The 18,248-nt window shown below is 63.6% G+C and carries 22 protein-coding genes and 2 tRNA genes; 11 read left to right on the top strand and 13 right to left on the bottom strand.

The window, feature by feature from the left end:
- Positions 1–9: 9 nt before the first annotated feature.
- Entirely contained in the window at positions 10–663 is a 654-nt protein-coding gene (gene nth, locus CB0205_RS0104025; RefSeq protein ID WP_010314573.1) for an endonuclease III, read from the bottom strand.
- 59 nt (positions 664–722) lie between these two features.
- On the opposite strand from nth, the gene aroC reads away from it, so the two are divergent.
- Positions 723–1,811, top strand: coding sequence for a chorismate synthase (aroC, locus tag CB0205_RS0104020; RefSeq protein WP_010314571.1), 1,089 nt, complete (start codon positions 723–725; stop codon positions 1,809–1,811).
- Positions 1,812–1,818: 7 nt separating this feature from the next.
- Here aroC and CB0205_RS0104015 read toward each other — a convergent pair whose 3' ends face one another.
- From CB0205_RS0104015 to CB0205_RS0103995, 5 genes are all read right to left on the bottom strand, one after another.
- A complete protein-coding gene (locus CB0205_RS0104015; RefSeq protein WP_010314569.1) occupies positions 1,819–2,478 on the bottom strand; it encodes a hypothetical protein in 660 nt (219 codons plus the stop codon).
- A gap of 39 nt (positions 2,479–2,517) precedes the next feature.
- Positions 2,518–3,216, bottom strand: a complete 699-nt coding sequence (locus CB0205_RS0104010; protein ID WP_010314567.1) for a bifunctional 4-hydroxy-2-oxoglutarate aldolase/2-dehydro-3-deoxy-phosphogluconate aldolase — start codon at positions 3,214–3,216, stop codon at positions 2,518–2,520.
- Positions 3,191–5,035 (bottom strand): ATP-dependent zinc metalloprotease FtsH3, encoded by a 1,845-nt coding sequence (gene ftsH3 / locus CB0205_RS0104005; RefSeq protein WP_010314566.1) that lies wholly within the window; start codon positions 5,033–5,035, stop codon positions 3,191–3,193. Before ftsH3 ends, CB0205_RS0104010 begins: the two co-directional genes overlap by 26 nt.
- A 49-nt stretch (positions 5,036–5,084) precedes the next feature.
- On the bottom strand, positions 5,085–6,254 hold the full coding sequence (sat, locus tag CB0205_RS0104000) for a sulfate adenylyltransferase (protein ID WP_010314564.1): 1,170 nt from the start codon (positions 6,252–6,254) through the stop codon (positions 5,085–5,087).
- A 112-nt stretch (positions 6,255–6,366) separates the two neighbouring features.
- On the bottom strand, positions 6,367–7,188 hold the full coding sequence (locus CB0205_RS0103995) for a photosystem II manganese-stabilizing polypeptide (RefSeq protein ID WP_010314562.1): 822 nt from the start codon (positions 7,186–7,188) through the stop codon (positions 6,367–6,369).
- Between the two features lie 142 nt (positions 7,189–7,330).
- Between CB0205_RS0103995 and CB0205_RS0103990 the strand changes: the two genes are divergently transcribed.
- Complete coding sequence (locus tag CB0205_RS0103990; protein ID WP_010314559.1) at positions 7,331–7,669, top strand: hypothetical protein; 339 nt, start codon at positions 7,331–7,333, stop codon at positions 7,667–7,669.
- Here the strand turns inward: CB0205_RS0103990 and coaBC are convergent.
- Both coaBC and CB0205_RS0103980 read right to left on the bottom strand, forming a co-directional pair.
- Entirely contained in the window at positions 7,652–8,905 is a 1,254-nt protein-coding gene (gene coaBC / locus CB0205_RS0103985) for a bifunctional phosphopantothenoylcysteine decarboxylase/phosphopantothenate--cysteine ligase CoaBC (protein ID WP_010314557.1), read from the bottom strand. The two genes, CB0205_RS0103990 and coaBC, sit on opposite strands and share 18 nt — an antisense overlap.
- A complete protein-coding gene (locus CB0205_RS0103980; protein ID WP_010314555.1) occupies positions 8,895–9,110 on the bottom strand; it encodes a DUF2555 domain-containing protein in 216 nt (71 codons plus the stop codon). Before CB0205_RS0103980 ends, coaBC begins: the two co-directional genes overlap by 11 nt.
- A gap of 54 nt (positions 9,111–9,164) precedes the next feature.
- Here CB0205_RS0103980 and CB0205_RS0103975 point away from each other — a divergent pair.
- The 4 genes from CB0205_RS0103975 to CB0205_RS0103960 all read left to right on the top strand — a co-directional run bounded on the left by CB0205_RS0103975 (position 9,165) and on the right by CB0205_RS0103960 (position 10,172).
- Positions 9,165–9,237: transfer RNA gene (locus CB0205_RS0103975), tRNA-Ala, on the top strand.
- Between the two features lie 32 nt (positions 9,238–9,269).
- Positions 9,270–9,431, top strand: a complete 162-nt coding sequence (locus tag CB0205_RS0103970) for a PCP reductase family protein (RefSeq protein ID WP_010314554.1) — start codon at positions 9,270–9,272, stop codon at positions 9,429–9,431.
- A gap of 103 nt (positions 9,432–9,534) precedes the next feature.
- Positions 9,535–9,735, top strand: coding sequence for a hypothetical protein (locus CB0205_RS0103965; protein ID WP_010314552.1), 201 nt, complete (start codon positions 9,535–9,537; stop codon positions 9,733–9,735).
- Between the two features lie 194 nt (positions 9,736–9,929).
- Entirely contained in the window at positions 9,930–10,172 is a 243-nt protein-coding gene (locus tag CB0205_RS0103960) for a DUF565 domain-containing protein (protein ID WP_010314550.1), read from the top strand.
- Between the two features lies 1 nt (position 10,173).
- Here CB0205_RS0103960 and CB0205_RS0103955 read toward each other — a convergent pair whose 3' ends face one another.
- Positions 10,174–11,175 carry an aspartate carbamoyltransferase catalytic subunit gene (locus CB0205_RS0103955; RefSeq protein WP_029626099.1) on the bottom strand — a complete coding sequence of 334 codons (1,002 nt, stop codon included), beginning with the start codon at positions 11,173–11,175 and terminating at the stop codon, positions 10,174–10,176.
- 26 nt (positions 11,176–11,201) lie between these two features.
- Positions 11,202–11,828 carry a DNA-3-methyladenine glycosylase gene (locus CB0205_RS0103950; RefSeq protein ID WP_050778425.1) on the bottom strand — a complete coding sequence of 209 codons (627 nt, stop codon included), beginning with the start codon at positions 11,826–11,828 and terminating at the stop codon, positions 11,202–11,204.
- 95 nt (positions 11,829–11,923) lie between these two features.
- Here CB0205_RS0103950 and CB0205_RS16265 point away from each other — a divergent pair, with 95 nt between their 5' ends.
- Genes CB0205_RS16265 through gatC form a run of 3 tightly spaced genes read left to right on the top strand, consistent with a single transcriptional unit; the run spans position 11,924 to position 13,188 of the window.
- Complete coding sequence (locus CB0205_RS16265) at positions 11,924–12,061, top strand: hypothetical protein (protein WP_010314543.1); 138 nt, start codon at positions 11,924–11,926, stop codon at positions 12,059–12,061.
- A gap of 47 nt (positions 12,062–12,108) precedes the next feature.
- Positions 12,109–12,885 carry a creatininase family protein gene (locus CB0205_RS0103940; RefSeq protein ID WP_010314542.1) on the top strand — a complete coding sequence of 259 codons (777 nt, stop codon included), beginning with the start codon at positions 12,109–12,111 and terminating at the stop codon, positions 12,883–12,885.
- A 9-nt stretch (positions 12,886–12,894) separates the two neighbouring features.
- Entirely contained in the window at positions 12,895–13,188 is a 294-nt protein-coding gene (gene gatC, locus CB0205_RS0103935) for an Asp-tRNA(Asn)/Glu-tRNA(Gln) amidotransferase subunit GatC (protein ID WP_010314539.1), read from the top strand.
- A 3-nt stretch (positions 13,189–13,191) separates the two neighbouring features.
- Here the strand turns inward: gatC and crtR are convergent, their stop codons facing one another.
- On the bottom strand, positions 13,192–14,217 hold the full coding sequence (crtR, locus tag CB0205_RS0103930) for a beta-carotene hydroxylase (protein ID WP_010314537.1): 1,026 nt from the start codon (positions 14,215–14,217) through the stop codon (positions 13,192–13,194).
- Positions 14,218–14,264: 47 nt separating this feature from the next.
- A tRNA-Leu gene (locus tag CB0205_RS0103925) sits at positions 14,265–14,346 on the bottom strand.
- Positions 14,347–14,397: 51 nt separating this feature from the next.
- Between CB0205_RS0103925 and CB0205_RS0103920 the strand changes: the two genes are divergently transcribed.
- Positions 14,398–14,955 (top strand): Ycf66 family protein, encoded by a 558-nt coding sequence (locus tag CB0205_RS0103920; RefSeq protein WP_010314535.1) that lies wholly within the window; start codon positions 14,398–14,400, stop codon positions 14,953–14,955.
- Positions 14,956–15,069: 114 nt separating this feature from the next.
- Entirely contained in the window at positions 15,070–17,934 is a 2,865-nt protein-coding gene (gene ileS / locus CB0205_RS0103915; RefSeq protein ID WP_304412080.1) for an isoleucine--tRNA ligase, read from the top strand.
- On the opposite strand, the gene CB0205_RS0103910 is transcribed toward ileS, so the two are convergent.
- Positions 17,931–18,245, bottom strand: coding sequence for a hypothetical protein (locus CB0205_RS0103910; RefSeq protein ID WP_010314532.1), 315 nt, complete (start codon positions 18,243–18,245; stop codon positions 17,931–17,933). The genes ileS and CB0205_RS0103910 overlap by 4 nt on opposite strands.
- Positions 18,246–18,248: the final 3 nt, after the last annotated feature.

The raw sequence follows: 18,248 nt of genomic DNA, 5'->3' as shown, positions 1-18,248 counted from the left end.
GTTGGGGCGCTAGGCCTTGGTCCAGATCACAGGCCTGCGGCGGTTGGGATAGAGCTCCTGACAGAGGGGACAGACCCGCCCATCACAACCACGAGCCGTACAGAACTCCCTGCCGTAAAAAATGATCTGCAGGTGAAGCTTGTTCCAGGCGTCCTTGGGGAACAGCCGCTTGAGATCCGTTTCAGTGCACGCCACGCTGACGCCACTGCTCAAGCCCCAGCGCTGAGCCAAGCGGTGGATGTGGGTGTCCACGGGAAAAGCCGGGACCCCGAAGGCTTGAGCCATCACCACACTGGCGGTCTTATGGCCCACCCCCGGCAGCGCCTCGAGGGCTGAAAAACTGGCGGGGACCTCACCCCCATGGCGCTCCAGCAGGAGCTCCGCGAGACGCTTGACGTTGCGAGCCTTGGTTTTCGCCAAGCCCAGCTGTCTGATGTGGCCCAGGATTTCGGACTCAGGCAGCGCCGCCATGGCCTGGGGTGTTGCTCCAGCCGCAAAGAGGGCTGGCGTGACCTCGTTGACCTTCTTATCCGTGCACTGGGCACTGAGTAAGACAGCGATCAACAGGGTGAAGGGATCGCTGTGGTCCAAAGGGACCGGCGTCTCGGGGTAATGCTCCTCAAGGCGCTGCATGATCAGCGCCGCGCGCTCCTGCTTCCTCAAGACCGAACGCTGCTGCAACCAAAGCCCAGTTTGTAGGCTCGCACCAGCGCACTCAGCCCATGGGAAGCAGCTTCGGCGATCTCTTCCGCATCAGCACCTTCGGCGAATCCCACGGCGGCGGGGTTGGCGTGATTGTGGAGGGTTGTCCGCCGCGACTGGAACTCGACCTCGAGGCGATCCAAGCCGAGCTGGATCGACGCAAACCAGGCCAAAGCAAGATCACGACCCCCCGCAAAGAAGACGATCGGGTGGAAGTCCTCAGTGGTCTGCTCGATGGGGTCACCCTCGGCACCCCGATCGCGATGGTGGTGCGCAACAAAGACCAGCGCCCCCAGGACTACAAGGAGATGGAGGTGGCCTTCCGCCCCTCCCACGCCGATGCCACCTACCAAGCGAAATACGGCATCCAGGCCCGCAGTGGTGGCGGGCGCGCCTCAGCGCGGGAGACGATCGGTCGGGTCGCCGCTGGGGCTATCGCCAAGCAGCTGCTGAGCAAAGCCCACGGCACAGAAGTGGTGGCCTGGGTCAAACGCATTCATGACATCGAGGCCGAGATCGATCCAGCAGCGGTGACCCTTGAGGCCGTCGAAAGCAACATCGTGCGCTGCCCCAATGCCGCTGTTGCGGAACGGATGATCGAGCGGATCGAAGCCATCGGGCGGGAAGGGGACTCCTGCGGTGGCGTGATCGAGTGTGTGGTTCGCGGCGTACCCGCCGGCTTGGGCATGCCCGTCTTCGACAAGCTTGAGGCCGATCTGGCCAAGGCGGTGATGTCCCTACCGGCCACCAAAGGCTTTGAGATCGGCTCCGGATTTGCCGGAACTTTGCTCAAGGGCAGCGAACACAACGATGCGTTCTTGCCCACTGGAGATGGCAGCCTGCACACCGCCACCAACAACTCTGGCGGAATTCAGGGGGGGATCAGCAACGGCGAGGCGATCGTGATCCGCGTGGCCTTCAAGCCAACGGCCACGATCCGCAAGGCCCAACAAACGATCAATGCCCGGGGTGAGGCCACGACCCTGGAAGCAAAAGGTCGGCACGACCCCTGCGTGTTGCCCAGGGCCGTACCGATGGTGGAGGCGATGGTCGCCCTTGTGCTGGCTGATCACCTGCTGCGGCAGCAGGGTCAGTGCAGCCTCTGGTGAGAGCGGATCAACGCAGGCTGGTCAGCTGAGCAGCGCCGTTGTTGCCATTGGTCGAGGGTGCGGAACCCAAACGGCCGACGGCCTTTGCCATCCGCTTCGCCACTGAGCCACCGCGGGTGGCCCCGGTCTTCTTCACCGGGTTTCGTGCTGCTTTTTTAGCGACCGGCTTGGCCTTGGGCGCAACCTTGGATTTCGCAGCAGCGGCAGGCTTGGCCTTCGCGGCGGTGCTCGCAGCTTTCTTCGGAGCCGCTTTCTTCACCACTGTGGCTTTCGCCGCAGGCTTGGCCTTGGCGGCAGCCCGCTTGGTGGTGGTTGCCGATGCCTTTTTGGCAGCGGTCTTCTTGGGGGCGGCTTTCTTGGGAGCCGCTTTACTGATGGTGCTGCGGCTGCGGTGGCTCAGGATCAGAGCCCATTCCGCATCCGAGAGGTTGGCGGGCTTGGCGCCATGGGCATTGGCGAGCTTGGCCGCTTTCTCAATATCGGAAATGAGGTTTTTCCAAGAGGTCGCGAAACGCTTGTCGGATTGCGACTTGGCTCCGCTTTCCACCAGGGTCTCGACGACCCCAGCGGCAGAGACCTTCTTGCGGCGGCGATTGAAAATCTCCTTTTGGAGCTGAGCGATCAGAGCATCAGCTTTATCGCTCAACTTGATGGTGAGTTGAGACATAGGTCGAAAGACGTCTATCCCATGAGTAACACTCTGGACTCAACCTGACAACAAATCGCCATTGGCGCGCTGCTCGAGCCATGCCAGCAGCGCCGTCAACCCTGGCCGCAATTGCAAGGGTTGCTGTGGGCCTTGAGACGTCTCAAACAAGCTCGCTCCCAAGGCCACCGCATCGACTCCAGACTCCAGCCAGAGACGTGCATCCAGGGCTGACAACCCTCCTGCCGCAATGCAATAGGGCAATGGCGACAGGGGTCCTGCAAGCGAGTTCCAATAGCTCGGACCCAGGCTGCTGGCCGGGAAAAGCTTCACCGCGGGCGCACCCAAGGCCTGGGCCCGGGCCACTTCCGACGGGGTGTAGACACCAGGAATCAAGGTGATCCCGGCCTGTTGCGCTTTCGCCAAAAGGTCAGGCTCAAGGATGGGCGAGACGACATAGTCCAAACCGGCGGATTGAGCCGCCGCCAATCCCTTCAGGGATCGCACCGACGCAGCACCCAGGCGCAGTGATGGAAAGGACTGGCGCAGCTTGATCGCCAACTCGACCCAGGCGGGAGTGAGCGCAACCGCCAGCTCAACATGGCGGAGCCCTACTTCCACCAGCAGGTTCAGTTGGTGCTGGGCCTGCTGAAGCTCAGAAACACGAAGCACCGCCAGCACAGGCTGGCGGTGCAATCCCCTGAGAAGCCCAGAGGGATCTGAGGCGAAGACCTCAGACGTATTCAGCAACTCGGACATCGCTGCGGATCAACAGCTCTTGAAGATCCTCAGCATCCACGGTCTCGCGCTCAACGAGCATCTCGGCGAGCTCATCAAGAACGCTGCGGTTGCCGTTGAGAACGGCGATCGCCCGCTTGTAGGCCTCTGCCACCAGCAAGCTGACCTCTTCATCGATCGCAGCGGCGGTGTCTTCCGAGAAGTCACGCTCAGCTGCGATGTCACGGCCGAGGAACATGCCGCCCTGGCTTCGGCCCAGGGCCACAGGACCGAGGCGATCGCTCATGCCAAAGCGCGTGACCATCTGACGGGCCACCCGGGCCACCTGCTGGAGGTCGTTGGAGGCGCCGGTGGTGACTTCGTCTTCGCCATAGACGATCTCTTCGGCAACCCGGCCACCCAGGGCAACAGCCATCTGGTTCTGGAGATAGGCGCGGGAGTAGAGACCAGACTCCATGCGCTCTTCACTGGGGGTGAAGAAGGTCAGACCGCCAGCGTTACCGCGGGGAATGATCGAGATCTTCTGCACCGGGTCGTAGTCGGGCATCAGGGCGCCAACCAAGGCGTGACCCGCCTCGTGATAGGCCACAAGGCGCTTGCGCTTCTCGCTCATCACCCGGTCCTTCTTCTCAGGACCAGCCATGACCCGCTCAATCGCATCATTCACCTCGTCCATGGAGACTTCGGTGAGCTGACGGCGAGCCGCCAGGATCGCGGCTTCGTTGAGGAGGTTGGCGAGATCGGCGCCGGTGTAGCCAGGGGTCCGGCGGGCAATCTTGTCGAGATCAACGTCCTTGGAGAGGGTCTTGCCGCGGGCATGGACCCCAAGGATCTGGAGACGACCGGCGTAGTCCGGGCGATCGACGACCACCTGGCGATCGAAACGACCGGGACGCATCAGCGCTGCATCCAGAACGTCAGGGCGGTTGGTTGCCGCGACGATGATGATGCCGGTGTTGCCCTCAAAGCCATCCATCTCCGTCAGGAGCTGGTTGAGGGTTTGTTCACGCTCGTCATTGCCACCGCCGAGTCCAGCGCCGCGTTGACGACCGACGGCGTCGATCTCGTCGATGAAGACGATGCAAGGGGCGTTCTTCTTGGCCTGCTCAAACAGGTCACGAACACGGCTGGCGCCCACACCAACGAACATCTCGACGAACTCCGAACCGGAGATCGAGAAGAAGGGGACACCGGCCTCGCCGGCAACGGCCTTCGCCAGAAGGGTCTTACCGGTGCCCGGAGGACCCACCAGCAGGACACCTTTGGGGATCTTCGCGCCGACGGCGGTAAAGCGGTCGGGGTTCTTGAGGAAGTCGACGACCTCGGTCAACTCGAGCTTGGCGCCTTCAATGCCGGCCACATCACCAAAGGTGACCTGGGTCTCGGGCTCCATCTGAACCCGGGCCTTGCTCTTGCCGAAGTTCATCGCGGGGTTGCCGCCACCGCCCTGGGCGCGGCGCAGCAGGAAGAACAGGCCACCCAGCAGCAGCAGGGGGAAGATCAGGGAACCAATGGCCTGCTGCCAAGCCTGGGGCTGACGGGAGGGCTCAACGGCGATATCGACCTTGTGACCTTCCAGGAGCTTCAGCAGGTCCTTGTCAGGAGCAAGGTTGACCACGGCGCGCTGGCCATCGTTCTCCACCACCTGGGCCGTGCCCCGATCGGGAGCGATCAGCACACGGGAGACCTCGTTGGCTTCAACGGCTTCCACGAAGTCGCTGTAGCGGAGGGTGCGCGGCGCATTGGCGGGATCAGGACGATCCAGGAAGGCCGTGCCAACGGCGATCACCACTACAGCTAGGAGGACGTAAAGCCCCGCATTGCGCCAGCGCTTCTTCACTTGCTTCTCCGCTTGTTCGAGGACAGTGATTAAGGAATGTTAACCGGACTCAGGCTGCTGAACGCAGAACCTCGACAACGCTCTTGAAGGCGAACCATTCGGGGATTTCCTCACCGCCCCGCAGCATCTGGCGGAACTGGGTGCCGCTCAGCTTGCGGATGTGCAGACCGCGGGCATCGGCGTGCTCAGCCGTCACGTAGCCCTCTTCCTCGGTGTAGACAAGGTTCAAGGACGGCACGGTCTCCATCCCCAGTTCAGGAGCGTTCTCACGGGCGAAGTCCTGGGCCTGATAGGGGCCATAGAAGTCCTCACCGCTGATGGAGGACTTACAGCCAGCCATGTCGCGGCCAATGATGAAGTGGGTGCATCCGTAGTTCTTGCGGATGATCATGTGCTGCAGCGCCTCCCGGGGCCCAGCCATGTGCATCGAGTAGGGGAGGTAGGCCCAACGGATGCGGGGGTTGTTCACCTCAGCGGCCAGGCGCTCATAGGTCTGGAAGCGAACAGCACCGGGGATGTCGTCGTCCTGGGTCGGTCCGCAGGTGGGGTGAACCAGGACCACGCCCTGATCGCTCACATTGGTGGCATCGAGGGCCCGGGTGAAGAGCTCGTAGTGGGCGCGGTGGATCGGATTGCGGCACTGGAAGGCCACGACGTCCTCGCCCTCAGGCAGGTTGGCGCGCACCTCAGCCGGGGTTTTGCAGGGGAAGACACGCTCGGGCAGCTCCAGGCCTTGGATCGAGCCACCCAGGTAGAAGCGACCGCGCTCGGTGGCGATCATCTTCACTGCAGGGTGCTCCAGGGAGGAGGTGCCGTAGCAACCGACGGCTTCACGGGCCTTGTCGGGCTCCCACTTGCTCTCGACCGTCATCACCGCCAGCTCTTGACCGCGATAGGTCAGCAGCAGCTTTTGGCCGACGGCGATGTCCTCGCGATCGGTATCCATCACGATCGGCAGGCCAAAGAGAAGGCCGCTGGTGGTGCGGTTCTTCTCCACCACCGAGAGATAGTCGTCCTGGTGCATGAAGCCGCGCAGCGGCGAGAAGCCACCCACCATCAGCAGCTCGACGTCGCAGGCATTGCGATCGGAGCACTCGACCACGTGATCCACGCCGGCCTTGAGCGCATCACGCTGATCGGCAGGCACCCGCAGGTCCACAAGGGTGCCGCCGTGGGGAGCGATCAAACCCGAACGGGTTGCTGCAGCTGCGGAGGTCATGGCGGCGAGGGATGGATCCAATGCCGGCGATTCTCCCAGAGCACTCGGGAAACCATGAAAAAGGGGGCTCCGAAGAGCCCCCTAATCAAACGTTCTGAGACCGGGAAGGGGATCAGGCCTTCTCGAGGCGGCCGTAGAGCTGACCAACGATCTTGACGTCGACAGGGTCATGGCTGCCCATGTCGGTGTCAGAAGGCTGAACAGCGGTGAAGACGCCTGCGAACTCACCGGTGGAAGCATCCACCTTGGTGATGGAGAGGTTCATCTCACCGGTGCCGTCGATGTAGCGCTTGCTGTTCTCACGGGCCAGCTCATCGTCCTGACCGTTCAGAGCAATCAGACCTTGGGCGTACTGAACACCGGTGGTCAGTGCACGACCCTTGGGATCAAGGAAGTTGGAGGTGCGGTAGCTGGGAACGCGATAAGCACCGTTGAGGTCGGTGCTGGTGCTGATGGCGGCGCCATCAGCGGTGGCGTCGAGCTCCTTGGAGGAGAAGGTGAAAGGCACTTCCTCACCACCGGGCAGCAGCACGGTGACGATCTGGAAGTCGATGCCGCCGAGCTCCTTGAAGTTGATGCCGTTACCGGTCACAGCCAGATCGCCGTAGACCTGATCGAGGCTGGTGGTGAAACGGGTCAGGATCTTGGTGGCCACGAACTGGGCCTCCTGACGCTTGTTGGCGGGCTCGCCCTTCACGTACACCTCAGCGGGGTGCATGCAGACCTCGCGCAGCTGGTACTTGGTGTTGCTGTCGAGGGGGATGGACCCGCGGGCGGAGTCAGGAAGGGTCGGGCAGTCGTTGGCCAGACCGGTGTTGTGGATGTCGTCGTAGGTCAGATCAGCCCGATCAATAGCCTTCGCGCCGCCACTGCAAGCGGTCACGAGGGTCAAACAAAGGGCCAGCACGACGGCCAGCAAAGGACGGAAACGCATGGGGAGAAACCGGTCTGGCGGGGAAAACCTCAGGGATTGGGGTACGCCCGATCGGGATACTACCGGTGCAAAACGCCCATTCCGCGTACCATGTCGCGGCTCTCAACAACCTGTATGCGAGAGCGGCCGATTGAATTCCTTTATGAGCGACGCCAGCACCACCACACAGATCGACGAGAGCCTGGTCCGAGGCGACTGGGAAGCCCGCCTGAGCTCAGAGCTGGAGAGCCTCGAAGAGCTGGCTGCCGAGGTGGATGGTGAAGCACAGGCCCTTCTCCTGCTGCTGCGCCGCCTCGAGGAGCTGCACCGCACGATCCAGGACGGTGCCTTCCGCTCCAGCCTCCCTTCTGATCGCGGCGAGCTCTTCAACCTGCTGAAGGGCATGGAGAAAAGCGGCGGCTGGCCCTACATCCCACGCCTGCAGCTCCGCACCTTTATGGATCTGCTTCAGAACGACGACGATTCAGCCATGGCCGCCTGAACAGGCCGCCAGAGCGGTCAGCAGCCGATGCGCCAAGGCGAGCTTGCCCATCGGTTCAACCCGCTGAACCGCCTCACCAGGGCCAAGGATCCAGCCCTCATTGGACAAGCCACCAAATCCTGCTCCCGGCGCATCAATCGGGTTCGCGAAAAGCAGGTCGCATCCCTTGCGAGCCCACTTGGCCTGGGCCTGAGGCAGCACATCCCCGGTGTGGGCCGCGAAGCCGAGGATCCCTTGCCCAGCCGGACGGCGCTCCACCAGTCCCCGCAGAACATCCGGGATGGGCTCCCAACCCGCCTCCATCGCCAGCGCTAGGTCCTGCTTGTCGGGTTTGTGGCTGAAGCGTTGCTTGGGGCGGTGGTCCGCAACAGCCGCGGCCATCGCAATCGCATCGGCCTTGGGCTGAAGCGCCTCGAGGGACGCCTGCAGCTCCGCTCCGGTCTCAATCGGATGGCAGTGCAGACCCTCGAGCCAAGCCGGCTCGAGTTGGAGGGGCCCATGCACCAAATCCACCTCAGCCCCGCGCAGACGAGCGGCCTGGGCGAGCAGGACCCCCATGCGACCGCTGCTGGGATTCGTGATGCAACGGGCTGGATCAAACCACTCGCGGGTGGGGCCAGCACTCACCAGCAGCCGGCGTCCCTGCCAATCGCGCTGCCAACCCCAGAGCGCCAGGGACTCCAGCGCCAGCAGCAGGGATTCAGGCTCGGCCATCCGCCCAGCCCCTTCGCGATCACAGGCCAGCAGTCCAGCGCCGGGCCCCAAGGGCAAGACCCGCTCGAAATCCTGGAGGGTTTGCCAATTGCGGCTGACCCCCGGTGAAGACCACATGGCTGTATTCATCGCCGCAGCCGCCAGGACTGGCGCTTCCGTGGCCAGCAGCAGAGAGGCCAGGAGGGTGTCGCCCAGCCCGTAGACCCAGCGGCCCAGGCTGGTGGCCGACAACGGGGCCAGCAGCACCAGCTCTGCCCACTCGGCCAACTCCACATGCAGCGGGCGGGCGGCGGTGTGACTCCACTGGTCGGCGTCCAGATAGCAGCGCTGACGGCTGAGGCTGGCCAGGGCCACCGGACTGACCAGTTGCGCAGCGCTGGGGGTCAGGACACAACGCACCTCGGCGCCGCGCTTGGCCAAAGCACTGACCACCAGCGGGAGCTTGACCGCGGCGATGCTGCCGCTGATCCCGACCAGAACCCGACGCCCCTTGAGGGGATCAGCCAAGGACTCAGTCCTCATCGAAGGGCTCTTGATCCACCAGGTGCACGTAGGGCCGCGCAAGCTCCGGACGGTGAATGGCAATGGCACGGAGCAGGTGCCAATCGTTCAAGGCGGCAAACGGACTGGGGTAGTCGTCCTGATCCAAACGACGCCCCAGTTCCTCCATCGAGGCCTCGGTCTGGGCAGCGATCAACTCAGGGGTGATGGAAGGGGAAGCGGTCATGGCCGTTGAAGACTGATAAGTTCTGGCCAGGACAAGGATTCTTCCTGGTCTTTAGGGGAATTAGCTCAGCTGGTAGAGCGCTGCGATCGCACCGCAGAGGTCAGGGGTTCGAGTCCCCTATTCTCCATCCACCCTTGAAGTCCCTGTGCGGATCTGGCCATGAACTGGAAACCAGAAGCAGAGGCCAAGCTCAAGGAGATCCCTTTTTTTGTGCGCCCAGCCGCCCGCAAACGGATTGAAGGCATGGCCAACGAGGCTGGCCTGGATGTGATCGACGAAGCCTTTTTCGAGGACGCCAAGGCCAAGTTCGGCCAGAAGTAGGGCCGCGATCCACCCTTGTGGGGTTTGACGGGCTGGCTGCGGCCAAGTCTCTGCTAAAGGGCGATGGGGTAAAAGGGTTTAGCTTTCGAGACCTTTCCCGCTCATGTCGCAGTCGAAGCGCGAGCAAGTGGTGAGCCACCTGCGTTACATCCGCCAAGAACTGCGCGAGATGCATCAAGGCGTGATGGAAGACGGTCTCCTGCCTGAAGCCGGCGAGGTGCGTGGCGTGATGGCCCAGATGGAGGCACTGCTGGAACTGCTGGAAGGCAAGGGCAGCCGCAAAGCCAAAGATGCCGACAGCTGAAGTCAGCTGATCCACTCAGCCCGGGTATCCCCGGGCTTTTTTAATGCCCCTGCGGTAAACCTCAAGGCAAACCGCCCGCACCGACTCCCCTGACCCTGACGCCCCCACCTCAGCGCACCAGGCTGCAGCGCAACCTGGGTGGAGCCTGGCCACGCCTGGAGCGCTGGGCGAGCAATCCCTGGCGACGGCTCTCGGTGCTGCTGATCGTGCTGCTGAGCACCTTCTTCCTGGGGAATGCCATCGCCACCCTCACGGGCGCGCGCTCCTTTCTGGATCCCCCAGCCGCCCTGCTCTGCGTCTTGGCAATCGAAGCCGCGATTCGCCTGAGGGGCCCACTGCTGCGCAACACCAGCAACCGTTTGGGGCTACAGCTCTTGGACATGAGCCGGGTGGGTTTTTGCTACGGCCTGCTGCTGGAAGGCTTCAAGCTGCTCTGAGCTAGCCGGCGGCCAGGAGATACAGCAGGGCCATCCGAATCGGAATGCCGTTGGTGACCTGCTCCTCAACCAGACAGAGCGCTGGGTCATCCAACAGAGCCCCACTCATCTCCACGCCACGGTTGACCGGACCGGGATGGAGCACAGGAATCTTGCCCCGCAGGCGCCCATGGGTAAGGCCAAAGCGGCGGTGGTAGCTCTCCAGGCTGGTGAGCAGGTTTTGGTTCATCCGCTCCTTCTGCAGGCGCAGGGTCATCACCGCATCGGCGCCGACCAAGGCCTGATCGAGATCGCGCTCAATCCGGATGCGGCCCCGTTTGGCGACTGGGTCGCTGGCCTGCCCTGGCGGCGGGGCGTCCACGAACTGTTCAAAGGCCTGCGGCAGCAGGGTGGCGGGCCCGCAGAGCACCACCTCGGCGCCGCAGGCGGTCAGGGCCCAGAGGTTGGAGCGGGCCACACGGGAATGGAGGATGTCGCCGACGATCACAATCCGCCGGCCCCGCAGCGCTTCAGGCGTTGGGCTCTCGGGGTTGAACTGACGCGCCAGGGAAAACAGGTCCAGCAGTCCCTGGCTGGGATGGCTGTGCAGACCGTCTCCACCGTTTAAGACCGCCACACGATCACCGCTGAGGTCAAGGTCATGGGCCAACGAGGCGGGGATCCCGGTGCAGCGGTGACGCACCACCAGCAAGTCAGCACCCATCGCCACATAGGTGCGCACCGTGTCGAGCAGGCTCTCCCCTTTACTGAGGGAACTGGAGGAGGGAGAGAAGCTCTGGACATCAGCCGACAACCGTTTGGCCGCCAGCTCGAAGCTGCTGCGGGTGCGGGTGCTGGGCTCAAAAAACAGGGTGGTGACGAGCTTGCCCTGTAGGGCTGGCAGCTTGCGGGCGCCACTGGTGGGCATCGCCCGAAACCGCTGGGCCAGCTCTAAAACAGTGGTGTAGTCCTCAAGCGAGAAGGCCGCCAGATCCAGCACATGGCGGTGGGTCCAGTCGCTCAAGGTCTGAGGCAAGCGTCAACTGCAGGCTAGAAGCCCATGACGCAAGAGGCCACGTCCCAGGCCTGGGCCAGAGGTGGATTGCGATCTCCCTTGGCACGTCGACTGATGCTGCGGCTGCTGCGGAGGTACCAACGCCAAGGCCAGTCCTGCCCCTGACTGATGCCGATCCGGGTGGTTTGAACCAGCTCCGCTTCACTTAGCTCTGGCAAGCGAGGGGCCAGCCAAAGCCCCTGCGCAGGGCTGCTGGGGCAGCAGTCATGGCTGCGGTCCAGGCCAAAGCGGCGAGCCAGCAGGGCCGGACCCGCGGCAATCCGCTCCGGCTCCCCCGGCATCGCCAGGGCACGGAGCAGAACGCCGTTGGCCCAGTCGGCCCTGCCTGTCACCACATTCACACAGTGGTGGATGCCATAGCTCACATAGACATAAAACCGCCCTGGCTCACCAAAGAGCGTTTCGTTGCTGGGGGAGCGGCGGCGGAAGCCGTGGCAGGCAGGCTCCTCCTGGGAATACGCCTCGGTTTCCACCACCACTCCCCAAAGCCACTCGCCATCCTCTTGGCGTTTCACCAGCAGGCAACCAATCAAGTCGGGGGCGACCAGCTCGGCGGGGCGGGCGAAGAAGGCTTGGGAGAGCGCTGGAGGTTGCTTCGGCATCGCCACCACCAAGCAGGCAGGTCACAGTTAACCGACCCTGCGCTGCGCGCGAAAGCCGCGGACGCCAGAATCAGCCCATCGGCTCAGCCCCGGCGATGCACAGCGAAGGATTCACCCTGGCAACGGTCTTGATTGGCGGCAGCGGGCTGTTTGTCTTGGCCACCTTGTTCTTCGGAACCAAAGGCGGCTACTACGACACGGACAAGTACGACGGCAACGGCACCGCGCACTGACGCGGCCGAGATCTAGGGATACTGAAGCGATCTCACGCCTCACCCCCGTGACTGCTCACTGCACCGAAGACATCCGACTGCAGCTGCGGAGCTGGCCTGAAGTGGAGGCCTATCTGACCCAAAAGAAAGGGGTGATCATTCCCCTGGGCTCCACCGAGCAGCACGGACCCACCGGAGCCATCGGCACCGACGCCCTCACCGCCGAAGCCGTCGCCTTAGAGGTCGGCCGGCGCCTAGGCGTCCTGGTCACCCCGGCCCAGGCCTTCGGAATGGCCGAGCACCATCTGGGCTTTGCCGGGACCATGAGCCTGCAGCCCTCCACCCTGTTGGCGGTGCTGCATGACCTGATCCTCTCCTTGGCCCGCCACGGGTTTGAGCGGATCTACGTGATCAATGGCCATGGCGGAAACATCGCCACCTGCAAGGCAGCCTTTGCCCAGGCCTACGGCACCGCTGCCGCCCGCGGACTACCCAATGCCGCTCGACTGCGCTGCAAGCTGGCCAACTGGTTCATGACCTCAGAGGCCATGGGCCTGGCCCGAGAGCTCTACGGGGACAAGGAAGGACACCACGCCACCCCCAGTGAAATCGCCATCACCCTGGCGCTCGAGCCCAGCCTGGAGAGCAAGCAACAACCGTTGCCCGACCCAGCACCCGCCGGACCAATTCACAGCCCCGAGGACTTCCGCCGCCGCCACCCTGATGGCCGCATGGGCTCCCATCCCTCCTTGGCCACGGCCAAGGACGGCCGCCGCTTTTTGGACGTGGCCGCGACGGGGCTGGTGGCTGATCTGGAGCGCTTTTTAAGCGAGTCGGCCAGCTAGGTTCACCCCATGAGCAACATCAGCGCTGACGACGTCCGCAAGGTGGCCAAGCTGGCTCGCCTCGATCTGCCCGAAGACAAAATCGCGACCTACACCGGTCAGCTCGAGCGGATTCTCGATTACGTCGACCACCTGCAGGCCGTCGATACCGATGGCGTTCCCGCCACCACCCGGGCTGTCGAAGTGGTCAACGTGACGCGCGAAGACACCGTTGTTGCGACCGACGTGCGGGAGCAACTGCTCAACGAAGCCCCTCTGCGCGAAGGCGACTTCTTCAGGGTTCCCAAAATCCTGGCTGAGTGAATCTCAGCGCCTGGGCGAGACAGCCGTGCGGTGGAGCAGAGCCACCACGTGGCGCCTTGCCCTGAAGGACGGCAACAGTCCAGCAATCGGACGAAGTTTGCTGCGGCGGCGGCGGTGACTGCGCACGCCAAGAACGATGTCGTAGAGGAAGTTCGTTAGATCGCTCTTGGTTTCAAACAAACCGAGGCGCTGAGGCGAGCCCTTGGCATCCAGGATTGGCTTGGTGGCGTGATAGGCCGGCCGATATTCAAACCAGGGAATTGAAGGCCATAGGTGATGAACCAAGTGATAGTTCTGACCCATGATCAGCCAATTCATTAAACGCCCCGGATAGACCCTGGCGTTGTGCCAACGGTTGCGCGACGAGAAGGGGCGGTGGGGGAGGTAATCAAAGAACAAGCCCAGGGTCACCCCGACCATCAGGGCTGGCGCGAACCAGACATTGAAGATGAAATCAATGAAGCCATATTTGATCCCAGCTAGCACAATCGTGAAGAAGATTCCCCGGGCAATCCCCCACTCAAGAAGTTCATATCCGCGCCAAAGCTTGCGCTGGAAGAAGAAGTATTCGTGATAGAAAAAACGGGGCGCAATCAGCCAGAGCGGACCGAAGGTGCTGACGATGTGATCCGGATCGTTCTTCGGATCATTCACATGGGCGTGGTGCTGCAAATGCACCCGGGTGAAGACCGGAAAGCTGAAGCCCAACAGCAATGCGGCCCCATGCCCCATGAAGGCATTCCAGAAGCGACTGGGGTGCGCCGCGTTGTGGCAGGCGTCATGAATGACCGTGCCTTCGAGATGCAGGGCGAGAAAACCCGTGGCGAGAAGCACAGGCAGGGGCCACCCCCAGAGGAACCAGCCCGCGATGCTCAACGCCGCAAGGGCATATCCCCCGAGGAACAGACCCACCGTTGGGTTCCAGGACGCCGGGGGATCGAGGTACTCCCGAGGCACTGCGCTGACGGAAGCACGCACCTCTTGGCGTCCAAGCTCTTGTAACTCAGATGGGGCCAAGGTTTGCGTCATTCCTACTGAATAAGGGCCAGCTTAGAAAAACCGACGTCTCGAACGGATGCCCACCGGGGGACTTGAACCCCCACGACCGAAGCCACTGGTACCTAAAACCAGCGCGTCTACCAATTCCGCCAGGTGGGCAGGCGACGACTGTAGAGAGCGGCCCAGAATGGGGTCAACGCCTCAATTCCGATGCTGGCCACCCTTGGCGGAACCCTTGCCCTGCTGGTGGGCCTGACGGTGATGCTGCTGCCGCTGCTCGCCACCGAGCTCAGTCGCCCCCGCGATGCCGCCTGGGGGGCTGTGGTTCTGCTGCTGGGGCTGACCCTGGTCACCAGCGCGGACCGGCTGACGGGCTCCCCGATGCTGGCCGTCCTCTGCGGAGGCCTACTCATTGCCCGCCTTGGCAGCGAGGTGCTGCAAAGCCGTTGGCGCATGCTCAGCCTCGAGGAACAGCAGCGCATCGCGTCCATCGAGCGCTGGCAAACCAGCCTGAGCGAACTCTTCAGCAGCAGCACCCAGGCCGCTTCGGTCCTGAACGAGACGGGTGGATCGCTCCTGAACGCTTTCAAAGGCGGGCCCAAACCGGGCAAGAGCAGCAAGCGCTGGGTTCGCGCTGAAACCGAGAACGCCGCTGAACCCCCTTCCGCTGTTGAGCCCACCATCGAACCCACTGTTGAGCCCACTGTGGTGGCTTCCTTTGATGAGGTGGAGGAGCTGATCGAGGCCTCCAGCCCCCAAGCGGGATAATCGACCCTTGCTGCCCCAAGCGCTGTGACCGCCAGCACTGCTTCCGAGTCCTCCGCCAACGCCGGGCAGATCTCCTATAAGGACACCCTGAACCTGCTGAAGACGCCCTTCAACATGAGGGCCAATTCACAGGTGCGCGAGCCCGAGATCCAGACCTTCTGGGCTGAGCAGCGGCTCTATGAACGCCTGAGCGAAGAGAACACAGGTCCCTGCTTCACCCTCCACGACGGGCCGCCCTACGCCAACGGCGCCCTGCACGTCGGGCACGCGTTGAACAAGATCCTCAAGGACATCATTAATAAGACCGCCCTGCTGCAGGGCAAGCGTGCTCGCTTCGTCCCCGGTTGGGACTGCCACGGCCTACCGATTGAGCTGAAGGTGCTGCAGGGGCTCAAGAGCAGCGAGCGGGCCGAGCTCACCCCCGTCAGCCTGCGCAAGAAGGCCCATGCCTACGCCCTCGAGCAGGTGGAAGGGCAGAAGGCTGGTTTCCGCCGCTGGGGCATCTGGGCCGACTGGGATCAGCCCTACCTGACCCTGCAGAAGGACTACGAGGCCGCCCAGATCGGGGTGTTCGGAGCCATGGTGCTGGCCGGTCACATCTACCGGGGCCTCAAGCCGGTCCACTGGAGCCCCAGCTCCCGTACGGCCCTTGCTGAAGCCGAGCTCGAGTACCCCGACGGCCACAGCTCCCCCAGCGTGTTTGCGGCCTTCCCGGCGGTGGAGCTCCCTAGCGAGCTGGCGGACACTCTCGAGCAGGCGGGCCTAAGCCCCGCACAAGCCACGGCCGAAGGCGGCCTGGCTGTCGCCATCTGGACCACGACCCCCTGGACGCTGCCGGCCAACCTGGCGGTCTCCGTCAATGAACGGCTCGACTACGCCATCTGTGCCATTGAGGCCCAGGGCGACACCCCCGCACCAGCCGCCAGCCACCTGGTGGTGGCCGCCGAACTGCGGGAAAGCCTGGAAACCAGCCTGGGGCTGAGCCTCAAACCCCTGGTCAGCGTCAAAGGGAGTGCCCTTGAAGGCCTGCAATACCGCCATCCCCTGCTGGAGCGCACCAGCCCGGTCGTGATCGGCGGGGACTACATCACCACCGAAGCAGGCACCGGCCTGGTCCACACCGCCCCGGGCCATGGCGTCGACGACTTCAATACCGGCCGCAAGTACAAACTCCCGGTGCTCTGCCCGGTGGATGAGGCCGGGAACCTCACGGCAGAAGCCGGCCCCTTCGCCGGAACCAATGTCCTCAAGGACGCCAACCCAACGATCATCAGCGCCCTGGAAGAGACGGGCCTGCTGCTGAAGCAGGAGCGCTACGAGCACCGCTACCCCTACGACTGGCGCACCAAAAAGCCGACGATTTTCCGCGCCACCGAGCAGTGGTTCGCCTCGGTGGAGGGCTTCCGCCAGGCCGCCCTCGATGCCATTGCCCAGGTGGAGTGGCTGCCGGCCAGCGGCCGCAACCGGATCGAAGCGATGGTGAGCGAGCGGGGGGACTGGTGCATCAGCCGTCAGCGCACCTGGGGTGTGCCGATTCCCGTCTTCTATCACCGTGAAACCGGTGAGGTGCTGCTCAACGAAGCCACCCTCAGCCACATCCAAGGGCTGATTGCCGAGCACGGCGCCGATGTCTGGTGGGAGCGCGACGAAGCCGGGCTTCTACCTGAGACCTACGCCGCGGAAGCCAGCCAATGGCGCAAGGGCACCGACACGATGGATGTCTGGTTTGACTCCGGCTCCTCCTGGGCCGGCGTGCTCGGCGGCATCGAGGGCACCAGCAGCCGCGCACCCCAACTGCACTACCCGGCTGATCTCTACCTCGAGGGCAGCGATCAACACCGCGGCTGGTTCCAAAGCAGCCTGCTCACCTCCGTTGCAGTCAACGGACACGCCCCCTACAAGCGGGTGCTCACCCACGGCTTCACCCTCGATGAGAAGGGCCGCAAGATGAGCAAATCCCTGGGGAACGTCGTCGATCCGGCGGTGCTGGTCTCGGGCGGCAAGAACCAGAAGCAGGAGCCTCCCTACGGCGCCGATGTCCTGCGGCTCTGGGTGAGTTCCGTCGACTACTCCGCCGACGTCCCCCTGGGCCCCGGCATCGTCAAACAGCTGGCGGACGTCTACCGCAAGGTGCGCAACACTGCGCGCTACCTGCTGGGCAACCTCCACGACTTTGACCCCAGCAAAGACGCCATTCCCTACGAAGAGCTCCCGCTGTTGGATCAGTGGATGCTGCAGCGCACCGCGTCCTTGATTGACAGCGTCAGCGGAGACTTCGAGCGCTACGAGTTCTACCGCTTCTTCCAGGCCCTGCAGAACTTCTGCGTCGTCGATCTCTCGAACGTCTACCTGGACATCGCCAAGGATCGCCTCTACGTCAGCGGTGCCAACGACTTCCGCCGCCGCAGCTGCCAAACGGTTCTGGCGCTGGTGGTCGAGCGGCTCGCCGGCCTGATCGCCCCAGTGCTGTGCCACATGGCGGAGGACATCTGGCAGAACCTGCCCTACTCCGTTGCCGAGACCTCGGTGTTTGAGCGGGGCTGGCCCACGGCACCCGAGCAATGGCGCAACAGTGCCCTTGAGCAACCGATGAACCAGATCCTGGAGCTGCGCGCCCTGGTCAATCGGCAACTGGAAAGCTGCCGCAGCGCCGCCAAGCTGGGGGCCTCCTTGGAAGCGCAGGTTCAGCTGAGCCTCGGCGAAGGGAGCGAGTCCACCCAGGCAGCCCTCACCTGGCTGGAGAACAGCGCCCACCCCAAGGTCGACAACCTGGCGGATTGGCTCCTGGTCTCGGCCTTGGAAATCGGCGGCTCAAACCCCGAAGCCGTGCTGGCCGAAGCCAGTGAGAACGGCATCACCGTCCAGATCCGCAAAGCGGCCGGTCAGAAGTGCGAGCGCTGCTGGCACTACGAGAGCGACATTGGCGAGCACGCTGCGCACCCGACCCTCTGCGGCCGCTGCGTCGAGGTTCTCTCTTAAAGCCAGGCGGATGGGTCGAGGTAAGTCTCGGCCCCGGAGGCGCGCGCGAGGCACTGCTCGGCCTGTGGCTTGAGCGGGCCCTGCAGCAGCTCGGCCTGCTCGATCCGGGCTGCCTCAGGCAGCAGGGGCTGATCAGGATCGAAATCCGTGGGGTGGGAGACGCTGCTGGAGAAGCCACGGAAGATCAGCAGCTCAAACGGCTCACATCCCTCACCTACCGGCAAAGCACCCCGCAAACGCAAGACCCGATCAGCCCGGCTTCGGCTGATCTCCTCCAGCTGCTGCAGCAGTTCAGCCACGCTGATGCCCATCGG

The organism is Synechococcus sp. CB0205 (assembly GCF_000179255.1).
Taxonomy (GTDB): domain Bacteria; phylum Cyanobacteriota; class Cyanobacteriia; order PCC-6307; family Cyanobiaceae; genus Vulcanococcus.
Note: the sequence above shows the minus strand (reverse complement) of the source record. Positions and strands in the feature narration are given on the sequence as shown.

Bases quoted from the DNA above. Each gene is read 5' to 3' on its own strand.
- aroC (WP_010314571.1), top strand. From the start codon at position 723: ATGGGAAGCAGCTTCGGCGATCTCTTCCGCATCAGCACCTTCGGCGAA.
- CB0205_RS0104015 (WP_010314569.1), bottom strand. From the start codon at position 2,478: ATGTCTCAACTCACCATCAAGTTGAGCGATAAAGCTGATGCTCTGATC.
- CB0205_RS0104010 (WP_010314567.1), bottom strand. From the start codon at position 3,216: ATGTCCGAGTTGCTGAATACGTCTGAGGTCTTCGCCTCAGATCCCTCT.
- sat (WP_010314564.1), bottom strand. From the start codon at position 6,254: ATGACCTCCGCAGCTGCAGCAACCCGTTCGGGTTTGATCGCTCCCCAC.
- CB0205_RS0103995 (WP_010314562.1), bottom strand. From the start codon at position 7,188: ATGCGTTTCCGTCCTTTGCTGGCCGTCGTGCTGGCCCTTTGTTTGACC.
- CB0205_RS0103990 (WP_010314559.1), top strand. From the start codon at position 7,331: ATGAGCGACGCCAGCACCACCACACAGATCGACGAGAGCCTGGTCCGA.
- coaBC (WP_010314557.1), bottom strand. From the start codon at position 8,905: ATGAGGACTGAGTCCTTGGCTGATCCCCTCAAGGGGCGTCGGGTTCTG.
- CB0205_RS0103980 (WP_010314555.1), bottom strand. From the start codon at position 9,110: ATGACCGCTTCCCCTTCCATCACCCCTGAGTTGATCGCTGCCCAGACC.
- CB0205_RS0103970 (WP_010314554.1), top strand. From the start codon at position 9,270: ATGAACTGGAAACCAGAAGCAGAGGCCAAGCTCAAGGAGATCCCTTTT.
- CB0205_RS0103965 (WP_010314552.1), top strand. From the start codon at position 9,535: ATGTCGCAGTCGAAGCGCGAGCAAGTGGTGAGCCACCTGCGTTACATC.
- CB0205_RS0103950 (WP_050778425.1), bottom strand. From the start codon at position 11,828: ATGCCGAAGCAACCTCCAGCGCTCTCCCAAGCCTTCTTCGCCCGCCCC.
- CB0205_RS16265 (WP_010314543.1), top strand. From the start codon at position 11,924: ATGCACAGCGAAGGATTCACCCTGGCAACGGTCTTGATTGGCGGCAGC.
- gatC (WP_010314539.1), top strand. From the start codon at position 12,895: ATGAGCAACATCAGCGCTGACGACGTCCGCAAGGTGGCCAAGCTGGCT.
- crtR (WP_010314537.1), bottom strand. From the start codon at position 14,217: ATGACGCAAACCTTGGCCCCATCTGAGTTACAAGAGCTTGGACGCCAA.
- CB0205_RS0103920 (WP_010314535.1), top strand. From the start codon at position 14,398: ATGCTGGCCACCCTTGGCGGAACCCTTGCCCTGCTGGTGGGCCTGACG.
- ileS (WP_304412080.1), top strand. From the start codon at position 15,070: ATGAGGGCCAATTCACAGGTGCGCGAGCCCGAGATCCAGACCTTCTGG.
- CB0205_RS0103910 (WP_010314532.1), bottom strand. From the start codon at position 18,245: ATGGGCATCAGCGTGGCTGAACTGCTGCAGCAGCTGGAGGAGATCAGC.